Source organism: Psychromonas ossibalaenae ATCC BAA-1528 (genome assembly GCF_000381745.1).
GTDB lineage: Bacteria > Pseudomonadota > Gammaproteobacteria > Enterobacterales > Psychromonadaceae > Psychromonas > Psychromonas ossibalaenae.
On sequence record NZ_KB907018.1, the window covers coordinates 1 to 12,717 of the forward strand.

The 12,717-nt window shown below is 41.1% G+C and carries 13 protein-coding genes, 1 tRNA gene and 1 pseudogene; 2 read left to right on the plus strand and 13 right to left on the minus strand.

Annotation, left to right across the window (positions count from 1 at the left end):
- Window positions 1–254: pseudogene (locus tag G327_RS25130) on the minus strand (signal recognition particle-docking protein FtsY); the annotation flags it as partial.
- A 91-nt stretch (window positions 255–345) separates the two neighbouring features.
- Here G327_RS25130 and rsmD point away from each other — a divergent pair.
- Complete coding sequence (gene rsmD / locus G327_RS0119145; protein ID WP_019616423.1) at window positions 346–954, plus strand: 16S rRNA (guanine(966)-N(2))-methyltransferase RsmD; 609 nt, start codon at window positions 346–348, stop codon at window positions 952–954.
- Window positions 951–1,220 carry a DUF1145 domain-containing protein gene (locus tag G327_RS0119150; RefSeq protein WP_019616424.1) on the plus strand — a complete coding sequence of 90 codons (270 nt, stop codon included), beginning with the start codon at window positions 951–953 and terminating at the stop codon, window positions 1,218–1,220. The genes rsmD and G327_RS0119150 overlap by 4 nt, the downstream gene beginning before the upstream one ends.
- Before the next feature lie 59 nt (window positions 1,221–1,279).
- Here G327_RS0119150 and G327_RS0119155 read toward each other — a convergent pair whose 3' ends face one another.
- From G327_RS0119155 to G327_RS0119210, 12 genes are all read right to left on the minus strand, one after another.
- On the minus strand, window positions 1,280–1,516 hold the full coding sequence (locus G327_RS0119155; protein ID WP_019616425.1) for a YecH family metal-binding protein: 237 nt from the start codon (window positions 1,514–1,516) through the stop codon (window positions 1,280–1,282).
- Window positions 1,517–2,345: 829 nt separating this feature from the next.
- Window positions 2,346–2,660: a YdbL family probable chaperone protein gene (locus G327_RS0119160; protein ID WP_019616426.1), complete on the minus strand. Its 315-nt coding sequence runs from the start codon at window positions 2,658–2,660 to the stop codon at window positions 2,346–2,348.
- Window positions 2,661–2,689: 29 nt separating this feature from the next.
- Window positions 2,690–2,866: a YnbE family lipoprotein gene (locus tag G327_RS0119165; RefSeq protein ID WP_083938569.1), complete on the minus strand. Its 177-nt coding sequence runs from the start codon at window positions 2,864–2,866 to the stop codon at window positions 2,690–2,692.
- 11 nt (window positions 2,867–2,877) lie between these two features.
- Complete coding sequence (locus tag G327_RS0119170) at window positions 2,878–4,770, minus strand: intermembrane phospholipid transport YdbH family protein (RefSeq protein ID WP_157601202.1); 1,893 nt, start codon at window positions 4,768–4,770, stop codon at window positions 2,878–2,880.
- Window positions 4,771–4,899: 129 nt separating this feature from the next.
- Window positions 4,900–5,859, minus strand: coding sequence for a KpsF/GutQ family sugar-phosphate isomerase (locus G327_RS0119175; RefSeq protein ID WP_019616429.1), 960 nt, complete (start codon window positions 5,857–5,859; stop codon window positions 4,900–4,902).
- Window positions 5,860–5,921: 62 nt separating this feature from the next.
- A tRNA-Pro gene (locus tag G327_RS0119180) sits at window positions 5,922–5,998 on the minus strand.
- A 150-nt stretch (window positions 5,999–6,148) separates the two neighbouring features.
- Window positions 6,149–6,685: a DUF924 family protein gene (locus G327_RS0119185; RefSeq protein WP_019616430.1), complete on the minus strand. Its 537-nt coding sequence runs from the start codon at window positions 6,683–6,685 to the stop codon at window positions 6,149–6,151.
- 114 nt (window positions 6,686–6,799) lie between these two features.
- Window positions 6,800–8,002, minus strand: a complete 1,203-nt coding sequence (gene fabV, locus G327_RS0119190; protein ID WP_019616431.1) for an enoyl-ACP reductase FabV — start codon at window positions 8,000–8,002, stop codon at window positions 6,800–6,802.
- Between the two features lie 164 nt (window positions 8,003–8,166).
- Window positions 8,167–9,375, minus strand: a complete 1,209-nt coding sequence (locus G327_RS0119195; protein WP_019616432.1) for an FAD-dependent monooxygenase — start codon at window positions 9,373–9,375, stop codon at window positions 8,167–8,169.
- Window positions 9,375–10,607, minus strand: coding sequence for a 2-octaprenyl-6-methoxyphenyl hydroxylase (ubiH, locus tag G327_RS0119200; RefSeq protein WP_019616433.1), 1,233 nt, complete (start codon window positions 10,605–10,607; stop codon window positions 9,375–9,377). Before ubiH ends, G327_RS0119195 begins: the two co-directional genes overlap by 1 nt.
- Window positions 10,600–11,907 (minus strand): Xaa-Pro aminopeptidase, encoded by a 1,308-nt coding sequence (gene pepP / locus G327_RS0119205; RefSeq protein ID WP_019616434.1) that lies wholly within the window; start codon window positions 11,905–11,907, stop codon window positions 10,600–10,602. The genes ubiH and pepP overlap by 8 nt, the downstream gene beginning before the upstream one ends.
- 20 nt (window positions 11,908–11,927) lie before the next feature.
- Window positions 11,928–12,497 (minus strand): UPF0149 family protein, encoded by a 570-nt coding sequence (locus G327_RS0119210; RefSeq protein WP_019616435.1) that lies wholly within the window; start codon window positions 12,495–12,497, stop codon window positions 11,928–11,930.
- Window positions 12,498–12,717: the final 220 nt, after the last annotated feature.

Genomic DNA, 12,717 nt, shown 5'->3' on the forward strand with positions numbered 1-12,717 from the left:
TCAGCTTCTAGCTTGTCAGCTTCTAGCTTGTCAGCTTCTAGTCTTTCAGCTTCTAGCTTTTGCGCTTTTAGCTTTTGAGCTTCTAAATCTACATTTGAATCATCTTCATCAAAAAGAATTATTTCAACATCTTTATCGTTATTTTGTTGCGCTTCTTTTTTAAGAGTTTCAAGCAATGCAGCTTTTTCATCTGCTGAAGTTTCTTTTGTTGATTTCTTTCCAAACCAGGAAAATAGACCTTTCTTCTTTGACATTAATTAAAAACCTTACTCACAAGCAAATTAGCCTGCTAAAATAGCAGCATATCGCTATATATTACCATCATCTTGCCGGACTAAAAATTATATGGGTAGAAATCATCAAACTAAATATCAAGAAAAAAGCAGAAAACCGATCAAGGACGGGTTTATCCGCATAATATCTGGAAAATGGCGGGGGAAAAAACTACCGGTAAAAGATAAGGAGGGGTTACGGCCGACAACGGATCGCACTAAAGAAACCTTATTCAACTGGTTAATGCATGATATTCGCGATGCACAATGCTTAGATTGTTTTAGCGGTAGCGGTAGTTTGGCTTTTGAAGCTTTATCTCGTTATGCAGCGAATACCACTTTACTCGAACGTGACAAACAGGTTGCTCTACAATTACGCAATAATTTACATACCTTAAAAGTCGATAATGCCGTTATCATTGAAACTGATTCAATCAGCTATCTGCAGCAGGCAGCAAAGCAGCAGTTCGATATTGTTTTTATTGATCCGCCCTTTAACAAAGATCTAGTACAGCCATGCTGCCAGGCATTAGAAGTAAATAACTATCTAACAGAGCAGGCATTAATTTATATCGAAATGGAAATACAGCAGTCAGCTCTTGAACTGCCGGATTCATGGAAATTATTAAAAGAAAAGAGTACAGGGCAAGTCTCTTACCGCTTATATGTAAAAGGGCAATGATAAAATATTTTACTCCCTTAGCAAAATTTTTCATGCTCATGGTCTGGACAGGATTATTAACGAACCTTGCTTTCCCTTTTCCGGGGCAGGCTGCTCTCGCCTTTTACCTGCTGTTAGGGTTTATGAGTATTATGCACCTTATCCAACTAGCGGTTATTTACAGTGCGTTTAACAAAAAAATAAGGCTTACTAAGTCAGAAGCTGTGCAGGTATTTATCTTCGGGGTTTTTAAGCTTTGGCAGATAAAAGATCGTCTGCGCGGTTAATATCAGCCCCGATAAAAAATAGGGACTGATTATGCAGAATTATTTACAGGATCCAGGTATCAGCAAAGATGCTCTTCGGGCATGCTGATGCCCTGCTCTGATTCAATGAACTTGCCTTTAGAAGCGAGGAAATCAATCAGATCATCCGCGCTTAAGTCACTGCCCATACAGGTATGAAAACGCGCGTTTTCACCAAACCTGGCTGCGATATCCGCTTTTAAAGCCGACTTTGTGTAAGTTTTTGCACTGTTAGCCATCATTTCCATTACCTGATGCCCATGAATTGACTCGCTCATTTATTTCCCTTTATTACTGTATATAAAAAAACAATATAACCCAGTGAACCACTCAGGTATTGATGCAAAACAATATTTATCTGAAAATGAAAAAGGGCGAATACAATTCATGTATTCACCCTTTTATAGTCTTAATATTCATTCCCTTGATAATTTCCACGCCCTTGTGGTTCCATGACAACAGCTAATCTAAGCTTCTTCCCTTTACTAGTCCTTTAGCCGGTCCTTTATCCATTTTATCAAATACTATTGAAACCGCTTCTTCCTGAAGGTGTCCTTGATGCTCCGTGCTTTTCCCTGCAAATCCCTATGAGGATCCTAAATCCCTATCGCAGTTTAATCTACTGCTCTACCTTCTTCCTAAAGGTCTCCTAAAATCCTTAACGCGGCCTAACCTGACGCTTCACCATCTTCCTGATAGTTTCCTTAACTCCCTGCCGCAATCTAATCTATTGCTTGACCTTCCTCCTGAAGGTTTCCTTTAGTCCCTGTAGCTTTATCTAAAGCTGCATAACTCCTTGTTTTCCATACTAGTCGTTTATCCCTTAACTTGTAACTAAGTATAAATAAGAATTGAATATTTAGTTAAAATCTTTCCACTTATTATTTTCATAATGTAAATATTTACAAACAACTAAAATTAAAACGCCTAAATTCAATGAGTTAAGGTTAACATCTGTTTTTATGACGGTTATGACCAAGAGATTAAACGCTAATGGCGGGTAGTTAAATGGTCAATCTCTTAGACAGAACAGCCCCCAAAAAACAAACGGGGAAAAATGAATCTCTCACTTTTCCCCGTTTATTATTATTTATATTAATCAGACAACTATTTCACAACCCATTGCCCTGATGCATTGCGGATATACTGCCCGGCGGGTGTTTTTTTAATTGCTTTCTCACCCGCTAAAATAGAAACCTGCTCCAGAGTCATGCCGTTTTTTTCTGCCATCTTATTTAAGATAACCAGGCGTTTACTGTTAATATCTTTAACTAATGCGTTTGTCGCTGTTGATGCCTCAACCACTCCCAGCAGGCCGTTCGCCTGCTCCCCCACTAATCCCTGCTCTTTAGCATCCGATAAGTCTAAGGCCGACACAGAAAAACTCAGCATTAGCATAACCATCAAAAACAACTTTTTCATTTTATCTCCTAGACTTTTTATTATTACTTTTAAAAGAGGCCACTGTCTTCACTAAATAGTTCATCTAACTCTTTGTCTATTTTAACTCGAATTTCATGATCAATTTTTACATTTAAATTAATTGTAATAGGCTCATCGGGCATAGCCAGCTCTATCCTTGGTGTACATGCCGCTATAGTAAAAAATAACGGTAAAATAAGACTCATTTTTTTAAGCACTAATACCTCTCCTTTATTTGTCGTACTAATTCATCATTGAAACGCAGACTTTGAAGTAATTTAAGAATATTCTCTTTATGTGAATAATTAAAGTTAATCGGCTGAGTACCGCTGACGGTCGGATTGATACCGTTAATCTCAACTTTCAAATCACTTTCACCATCACTAGTATAACCTATCACTGCCTGCAAAGTATCAAACTGAAAGTTAGACAGCAGCTGCATGGTAAAAGAAAAAGCGGGGTTTCCACTACTCATTGCTTTAATCACTGTATTTTCAGGCACCTTAATATAACCACCTGGTGCCCGGGCAAATACCATTCCCTCTGCAACCGTCGGACCACTTTTATTAAGAGACAGAGGAAGCATACCGTCCAGCACAGCTTTACCTTTTATTTCTGGATAACTGCTGTATTTAATCACTTCACTTAAACTAATACCAGAAATGGCAATAATCGTTTTACCTGGAGGTGTTAACTGCAGATCATCAAAATCAACACGCCCGCCTAATAAACGTGCTTTAAAATGTTGTATCACCGGATCAGTCGCATTAATCTGCGCGTCTAACTGTACAGCCTGGAGCGGTATACCGACAAATAAGCTGTCAATTTTTAACTGCTGCTTATCCTGATTAACAGTAACTTTCCTATTGTTAACAGAATAATCTAATACACTGCTGAAATTAACCCCGTCAAACAATATATTGCTCTTCTCTCCTGATAACGACAACACATTTAAATTGCTCAACAGCTGCCCGCGGTTTGTCTTCAAGTCGTAATCAGCCGACATTTTCAGCTTTATCTCTCCAGATTTTAGCTGCACAGACTCAAACTCAGTTATATAGCGTCCGAGTGAGTCAAATAATGTTTCAGCTGAAAGCTTATTATCAGCAATATCAAAATGCACTTTATTCCCGCTATAAGAGCTGTTTCCTGAAAGTGTCTGATTTAATAAAGAAAGGCTCCAGTCTGCCTTAATATCTGAAGCAGTGCCCTGAGGAGAAACAGTCATAAACAATGAGGGAAGCTTTTGAGTATCAATACGAATACGTTTGCTTTTACCACGCACTACTTTGCTGAGCAGCACACTGGATCCGATGCGCAGATGTAAAGGCAGCGCCTTAATATTTAACTCGGGGGACAAATTGATTAATGCCGGAGCGGCCAGCTTAAGTTTAATATAACCTGTTTTCCACTCCTGTTGTTCAGATAGCGGCAGTTTAACTTTTTTTAAATTAACAGCTAGTTCATTAACAACGGCCTGCCGGGTTAATAATTGTAATTTACTGCTTAATCTAAACTCAGCCTGCTCTGCATAGCTTCCCGCCATTCCTGCCCAGTTAACCGACAACTCCCCCTGCTGCCAGTGATTTAAATCACTTTGATAATTGATTTCTAAGTCATTATTAAGAAACGGTTTAGCCTGATCGTTAATATTTACATAATCACCAGCCAGCTCTAAAGCAATTGAACCGTCTAAAGTTAAATATCTGCTGTTTAGATCAACTTTCACATTAACTTTAAGTAATTCACCTGAGAGAGTAATAAGCAGCTGCTGTGCAGTTTTATTAACCAGTAAGCTGAAAGAGAGTTTTTTATTAATAAGCTTTGAGTCTAAATTAACGGAATTTATGCGTAGATTACTTTCAGGAAGCAGCTTCAATAAGTTAAAAATCTTATTCAGCGACAGATCAATATTATCTTTAAACGCTTCCGTCGACGGGGAACTTTCAGTATCGGAGGAAGCTACGGGCCCTGCCTGACAGTTCAAATCCCAGTCAATTAAAGCAATATCTGTATTTAGCCTGTTCTGCTCTTTGAGCACTTTTATACCAGCAAGCTGGTTTTGCGGGCAGTGCAGATCCGGCTGGATACGTTTTATATTAGAGGACAAAAGAGCAAGCCAGGTGAATAACGACTTATCTAATGTTTGAGCAGAACTAACAGGACTGCAAAGCAGAAGAAAACAGCTAAATAATATAATTAAATAAGAGTTTATTCTGCTTAGTAATCCCACTCTTATTTACTGTCCCCACTCAATGATGCCATCAAGCTTTTTGCCGTCTTCACTGACGATTAACCATTTTATATGTTTTTCACGCATGATCTCTTCCGCCTCAGTCAAACGCGCATCAGGAGCGATAAAACACGGAGAGCCGTTCATTAATTCATGGGCTTCGCACTCATTAATACTTTTACCCGAGATTAAGAATCTGCGCACATCACCATCGGTAATCACCCCCTGCAGTTCATTGCCTTTCATTACCAAAGCCAGACCAGTGCGTGTTTCAGTCATCACCATTAAAGCATTGGTCAGAGATGTCTGCAGCTCCACCAGCGGAAGATTATCACTGCGCATTTCATTTTTCACAAAAGTCAGTAAACGCTTACCTAAACTACCTCCCGGATGAAAACGGGCAAAGTCCATCGGACTGAATTGATTATCTAAGGTAAGGGTTGATGCTAATGCATCGCCGATCACCAGTGTCAGAGTCGTTGACGTGGTAGGCGCTAAATTATTAGGGCAGGTTTCTTTTTCTACACTCGCATCTAACACCACATCTGAATTTTGTGCCAGAGTCGAATTACGACCGCCAGTTATAGAGACTATTTTATTACCAAAGTGCTGAATAGAGGGGATTATTTTTAATAACTCATCCGTTTCACCGCTGTAGGAGATAAGCAGTAGTAAATCATGCTTAGTGATCATGCCTAAGTCACCGTGAAATGCTTCACTAGGGTGCATAAAAAATGAAGGAGTGCCCAGCGAAGCGAGTGATGCAGATATTTTTTTACCTATGTGCCCAGACTTCCCCATTCCGCAGACAATCACTCGTCCAGTACAGCTTTTCATTAATGCTAAAGCTTTTAAATATTCATCACCGAGCCGCTGGCTATGTGAGGACAGTGCGGCACTTTGTACATCAAAGACAGTCCGTACTTCTTTAAGTAACTGCTCAGTGGATAATGAAAACGGTGTCATAAAAGATCCTTAAACGGTAGGCAATGAGCATTAGCTGATGATGTTGGCTGAAAAAAGAGAAATGGTCGGTATGAAAGGATTCGAACCTTCGACCCCTGCTCCCCCAGAGCAGTGCGCTACCAAGCTGCGCTACATACCGACAGACCTGCAAGTCTAATAATTTAGCGCTGATATGCAACATAAAATTAATAAAAATGGGAAAAATTTACTGTTTTTTTAGTTTTTACTTGTTCTGTCTAAATATTTTCAACTGCTTGCCTTTATCTGCAGTAAATTATTCATTAATAAGTTAAAAACTTGACCCAGGCAGCAGTAAAAAAGCAGCTTCCTGCTTACTAGACAAACGCTTTAAGATTTTATTACGATGCGGATAACGACCAAACTGTTCAATAACCTGTTTATGTTTTAACTCAAAATCGTAGTTAGCCTGTATTCCGTTAGCCTTGAATAATATAACTGCCTGCTGGTGAATTTTTAATGATTCGCTATGCATGAAAGGCATATACAGGAAACTACGTTGAACAGCATTTAATTCCTTATCCGCCCCGCGACTTATCGCCTCCTGCGCTAAAACTAATGCTAAGGCATCCTGGGCAAAAGCCCGCGCTGAATCCCGAAACATATTTCGGGAGAATTGATCCAGTACGATAATTTCTGCCAAACGTCCCGATGCGGTATCACGCCACTCAAATAATTCCCCTGCACCAGCCTGCTTATGCAGGGCAGTGAATTTATTTGTAATCAATTGATCAAATAACGGATCTTTAGTCCACCATTGAGCGGGAGCTGTCTCTTCAAACCAGAATTGTAATACGTCATCAAACATAGTATCCCTTAACCTTTAAGCAAAACCTTAAGAATAAGACACAACTGTTTTTAATCCATTAAAAACAAAAATACCCGCCGAAGCGGGTATTTTAAAAGCTCAAAAGTTCAGTTATTAAACTGAAAGGCAGTCAAACTCAACTAGTGTATCCACATCTGCATCGTAATCGATACCTTCTAGACCAAAACCGAACAGCTGTAAAAACTCTTCTTTGTATTCTTTGTAGTCTGTTAAATCAAACAAGTTTTCAGTTGTAATAGAAGGCCACAAATCTTTACAAGCCTGCTGTACATCTTCACGCAACTCCCAGTCATCCAGACGTAAGCGGCGTGCTTCGTCAGTCACTGGTGCAGTTGCATCTTCTTTGTAAAGCTGTGCAGTAAACAGACGGTGAATCTGTTCCATACAACCTTCGTGAAGACCTTTCTCTTTCATGATTTTAAATACCATGGAGATATACAGAGGCATAACCGGAATTGCAGAGCTTGCCTGTGTTACTACACTCTTCTGTACTGAAACATAAGCTTCACCATTTAGCGGTGCAAGCTGCGTCTGAATAGCAGTAGAAGCACGGTCTAAATCAAGTTTGGCCTTGCCTAATGCGCCGTCCCAGTAGATCGGCCAAGTCAGCTCAGTACCAATGTACGAGTAAGCAACAGTTTTTACACCTTCAGCTAATACACCGGCCTCACCTAGTGCGCTTAACCATAACTCCCAGTCTTGTCCGCCCATTACTGTGACAGTATTAGCAACTTCTTCTTCAGTTGCAGGCTCAACAGAAGCCTCGATGATGCAGTCTTTGTTAGTATCAATCGCCGTTGAAACATATGTTTCACCGATAGGTTTTAGACTTGAACGGATCACTTCGCCTGTATCAGGCATTTTACGAACCGGCGCGGCAACAGAGTAGATAATTGCATCAATTTGACCTAAATCTTCTTTGATCAGCTCAATGACTTTTGCTTTAATTTCATGAGAGAAAGCATCGCCATTGATACTTTTCGCGTATAAGCCGTCAGCTTTTGCTTGTTTTTCAAAAGCAGCGCTGTTGTACCAGCCGGCAGAGCCTGGTTTACGCTCTGTAGCCGGTTTTTCAAAAAACACACCGATAGTTGATGCATCGGATCCATAAGCGGCCGCGATACGTGAAGACATACCGTAACCAGCTGAAGAGCCGATCACTAATACACGTTTAGGACCGTTTTTAATTTTGCCTTGCTGCTTTGTGTATTCAATTTGCGTTTGAATATTCTTTTCACAACCAACAGGATGAGTTGTAGTACAAATAAAGCCGCGAATCTTTGGTTTAATGATCATAATTAAAGCTCTTCTCTTATTAGGTTTAATGTTATTAATTAAACACGTTGTATTGTTAAGTCTGCGTAATATACCCAAGCTACCTCAAAAAGCAAAATCAGCAAATCGATAGACGGATATATACGCTGTTTTTTTAACCACGATGGAATAAGCGCTAGTCTAATTTAAGACTGCTTAGCGATTTCCGGCAGCTCCCCGCTGAGTCCCATCGCTTGTTTTATAAATTGTTTTTTCAACGGATAAACTTTATCAGCAAACACTAGAGCAATATCGCGCAGCGTTTTCTGAACAGGGTTATCCCCCTGAAACAACTGCTTTAACAGCTCCATTGAAGCGATCATCTGAACTGCTTCAGTTTTACGCCAGCGTTCAAAAAAACGCAGGTTATCATGCAGGCCGATATCCTTTCCGGCTTCAATATTCTCACTGATAATCTGCCCGAGACTAACCGCATCTAATAAACCAAGATTCACCCCCTGGCCGGCTAACGGGTGGATGGTATGAGCCGCATCACCAATTAAAGCGATACGATGCTTGGCAAAGTCCCGCGCATAACGCATAGTCAGAGGAAAACTAAAACGCGCGCCCTGCACTTCACACATTCCTAGACGGTTATCAAACGTACGGGTTAACTGTTTATTAAACTCAAGCTCAGATAAGCCCTTTAACTGCAGCGCCTTCTCTGGAGGCACGGACCAGACAATTGAACAAAGGTCTTTTTCAAACAGCGGTAAAAAGGCTAAAGGGCCGTCAGGCGTAAAGATCTGTCTTGCACAATGTTCATGTGCTAAATCTGTTTTAACCGTTGCCACCAGGGCATGATGATTATAATCCCAGCGAGTCAAGGGAACATCAACTTTATTACGCAGCCATGAATTTGCACCATCAGCGGCGGTCACTAGCTTTGAGGTTAAAGTTTTGCCGCTGTTTAACGTAATCCATGCCTCACCGTCACCAACAGCAATATTACTAATATGATCCGGCGAATAAAATGCAACATTTTTCTGTTTCTGTACGCATGAAAGTAACGCCGACTGAATGTGATCATTTTCAATAATATAACCGAGTTCCGGAAACTCAACCTGCTGAGCATCGAACTCAATTTTTCCGAAACTGTCTTTTTCCCAGACCTGCATACTGTTATATGCAGTAATTCGTTCACTGTTTAAGTTCTGCCAGGCATTTAAGTTTTCTAAAATCTGTTTACTTGCATAACTTATCGCACTAACACGACTGGCCGGCTCTTTTGTAAGAACAGACGCTTCACTGCTTTCAATCAAAGCAATCGATAAAGGAGTGTCCGCAAGAGAGGCTGCTAATGTCAGCCCGACCATGCCTCCGCCGACAATAGTTAAGTCATATGACTGCATCATTATTGTGCATCTCGGTTTAATAAATTAAACTGGCCTTTCGCCTGTTTAATAATAGGGGTTGATAAATCAGGCAGGCAGCTCATCGCCTGTAAAGCAGTATTCCGTCCAAGAATAACCGGCCAGCTGCTGTTACTGAAAATACGTACCATTGAATCGGTAAGAGCAATCGTATTATGATGATCAGCCCTGCGCAGCTGCCAGTACTGTTCAAGCATCTGATAACTGCCGATCTGACTTTTACTTTCTGCCCGGCTCACTTGTGAAGCTAACACATACAGATCCCGCATGCCTAAATTAAAACCTTGGCCCATCACAGGGTGCAGGCAGTGCGCGGCGTTACCAATACAGACGCCGCGATGGGCTAGTGGTTTATAGGTTTTAATCAGCTTAAGCGGATAAGTATCCCGTTTCCCGGCTTCAGTAAAAACGCCGGCACGATAACCAAATGCCAGCTGCAGCTCTGCAAGAAATTCTGGTTCAGTTAACGCACTGATACGCACCAGATCCTCATTAGCAACAGACCAGACTAGTGAATAACGGTTGTCACTTAAGGGTAATAGTGCAATAGGTCCGAATTCAGTAAAACGTTCAAAAGCTTTGTTTAAATGCGCTTTAGAGGATCGAACATTAGCGATAACAGCACAACATCCATAGTCAGATGTCTGTGCCGGGATATCCAGCAGCTCACGCGTTACACTGTTTGCTCCGTCGGCGCCGACGCACATTTTAGCCTTTATAATCTGCCCGTTATCTAAACAGCAGCTGATATGCTCGGGATGTTTTTCTATATTAGTTAAAGATGAATTGTACAAACGTCGCAGCTGTTTATGCTGCTTGAGGTGTTTATTTAAAACCCGGCCGATATCCTGCAGCTCAGCCACATAACCAAAAGCCTGCTGTTTATTGCTTTTATGTAAATCCAACGCCCCGAAATAGCCTCGGTCAGAAATATGAATATCTTCTATCGGCTGCGCCTGCAGTTGTAAATCGTCCCACAATCCCAGTTCAGCTAATAGTTCACATGTGCCGGCACTTAATGCAAGACTGCGCGCATCAAAACCGGGATGTACAAAATGATTCTGCTTTTCTGACCGCTGCGGGTTTTCATCAACCAGCATGACATCTAACTTGGGATTAAATTTTAAGAGCGAATAAGCAAGCAGACAGCCCGACATTCCGGCACCGACAATAAGAATATCGCAGTCCAGCTGCGTAGCGGTGTTATTATCCATGCTGTTTTGCATCTGCCATTAACGCTTCAATTTCTGTAATACTTTTGGGTACATCAGCACTTAATACTTCAGCGCCATGCTCTGTCACTAATACATCGTCTTCAATACGAATACCGATTTTCCTCCACTGCTCATCAACATCAGCATCGCTACCGACATACAAACCCGGCTCAATGGTCACAACCATCCCGACTTCTAATAAACGTGGATTTTCCAGCGTTCCGTAATCACCAACATCATGCACGTCCAGACCAATATAATGGCCGATGCCGTGCATGTAAAAGTTTTTATAAACTTCATCTTTGATCAAAACTTCACTATCCCCCTGCATCAAGCCTAACTCAATCAGACCGTCAACCAGCTGCTGAACAGCGTTTTTATTAATATCAATTAATGCGGCGCCCGGTTTCACCTGGCTGATTGCACTTCTCTGCACATCTAACACCAGCTGGTACAGTTTTTCCTGAGGCTCAGAAAAAACACCATTTACCGGAAAGGTACGGGTGATATCTCCAGCGTACCCCTGATATTCAGCACCAGCATCGATCAGAACCAGATTTCCGTCTCGAAGCTTACGATTATTTTCCGTGTAATGCAGAATACAGGCACTCTCACCACCGGCAACAATACTGTTATAAGCCGTTGCTGGTGCGCCCTGCAGTGCAAACTCATGTTCAAGTTCGGCCTGTAACTGGTATTCCCACATACCGGAACGGCAGCTCTGCATTGCGCGAATATGGCCAGAAGCAGAAATTTCAGCTGCCTGTGAAAGTAATTCAATCTCACTTTCGGATTTAATCAGACGCATCTCATGCAGTATCCGAGAACTGTCAATAATCAGCGTTGGAGCAACAGCACCTTTACGCGCACTTCCCCGTAATTTATTAACTACAGCGCTCAGGCTCTTATCTAATTCAGCATCCTGAAAGGTAGGATAAATCAGTGTTGTTAAACCATCCATCAGCTCATAAAGGTGATGTTCAAACTGTTCAATGGCAAAAGCACTGTCAAAACCTAATTCACTAACAGCCGCACTTTGCCCTAGCCGGTAACCATGCCAAACTTCTGCACTTTTATCTTTTTTACGATTAAATAAAATTGCTTTACAACTTTCATCGTCTTTTAGAAGTACTAAACAGGCACCCGGTTCATTAAATCCGGTTAAATAATGAAAATCACTACTTTGTCTGAAAGGAAATTCACAGTCATTATTTCGTATTTTTTCTCGGCCGGCAGGAATCACTGCCAAACTATTCTTTTCCATTTTGCTGAAAAATGCGGCTCTACGCGGCTTAAACATACTCTTCAGCTCCCTTTTAACTAGTGCAGAGTTTTTGAAACAGGTGCAGGCGCTTTTCGGGAGAAAGCATTAAAACAAAGCATTGCCCCGACACGTAAATATTCAACAATCTCTGCGAAAGCAATTTCTGATTCCTCATCTTCCTGCTCAAAATCCAAGGATACCTGAGAAATATCTCGAATATCTCGGATTAATTCCTGAATTTCATCAGAGGCCTGGTTTAATGCCTGCTGCACCATACCAAAACCAACTAAAAACCCCTGTGCCCATTGCGCCATCGCCTCAGCACGCTCATCAAGCGGTACATCATCATTAGGCAGCAGCAGGTTAAATCCCATACCGTCATCGGTAAACTGATTTACCACCTGCCCGTAAATAGACTCCACTAATTTCTGCGCGTTTCTCGGTAGACCCAGCCCTTCATTCACGACATCATTAAAATGCGGACGCCAGCTTTGATCATCCAGTTTTACACCACCACAAACAAGACCAGATAATACCCCGTGTGTTTCAGAAGCGTTGGTAAACAAATCGGCGTCTTCTAAGGTCTGAGTGATTTTTTCAAAACTAGGTAATGGTTCTTTACTCATGGGGATTACTCTTTTATTAAATAAAATATAAAACGACAATACTAACATCCACAAAATCTTGCCGCTAGTAAGTACTTGAAACTTGATAGCTAGGCAGCTATAGTTCGTAAGTTATTATCTATTTTTTGAGCTCGCTAACATTATATATAATCAGGCTGTCTGCAAATGAATATTTTACATTTTAAGACGTTCCTGCATAGCAGCTACTTTAACAACTTTC

What these genes read in the sequence shown, in the direction of transcription:
- rsmD (WP_019616423.1), top strand. Translation starts at nt 346, where the DNA reads ATGGGTAGAAATCATCAAACTAAATATCAAGAAAAAAGCAGAAAACCG.
- G327_RS0119195 (WP_019616432.1), bottom strand. Translation starts at nt 9,375, where the DNA reads ATGATGCAGTCATATGACTTAACTATTGTCGGCGGAGGCATGGTCGGG.
- pepP (WP_019616434.1), bottom strand. Translation starts at nt 11,907, where the DNA reads ATGTTTAAGCCGCGTAGAGCCGCATTTTTCAGCAAAATGGAAAAGAAT.
- G327_RS0119185 (WP_019616430.1), bottom strand. Translation starts at nt 6,685, where the DNA reads ATGTTTGATGACGTATTACAATTCTGGTTTGAAGAGACAGCTCCCGCT.
- G327_RS0119150 (WP_019616424.1), top strand. Translation starts at nt 951, where the DNA reads ATGATAAAATATTTTACTCCCTTAGCAAAATTTTTCATGCTCATGGTC.
- G327_RS0119165 (WP_083938569.1), bottom strand. Translation starts at nt 2,866, where the DNA reads ATGAGTCTTATTTTACCGTTATTTTTTACTATAGCGGCATGTACACCA.
- G327_RS0119160 (WP_019616426.1), bottom strand. Translation starts at nt 2,660, where the DNA reads ATGAAAAAGTTGTTTTTGATGGTTATGCTAATGCTGAGTTTTTCTGTG.
- ubiH (WP_019616433.1), bottom strand. Translation starts at nt 10,607, where the DNA reads ATGGATAATAACACCGCTACGCAGCTGGACTGCGATATTCTTATTGTC.
- fabV (WP_019616431.1), bottom strand. Translation starts at nt 8,002, where the DNA reads ATGATCATTAAACCAAAGATTCGCGGCTTTATTTGTACTACAACTCAT.
- G327_RS0119210 (WP_019616435.1), bottom strand. Translation starts at nt 12,497, where the DNA reads ATGAGTAAAGAACCATTACCTAGTTTTGAAAAAATCACTCAGACCTTA.
- G327_RS0119155 (WP_019616425.1), bottom strand. Translation starts at nt 1,516, where the DNA reads ATGAGCGAGTCAATTCATGGGCATCAGGTAATGGAAATGATGGCTAAC.
- G327_RS0119175 (WP_019616429.1), bottom strand. Translation starts at nt 5,859, where the DNA reads ATGACACCGTTTTCATTATCCACTGAGCAGTTACTTAAAGAAGTACGG.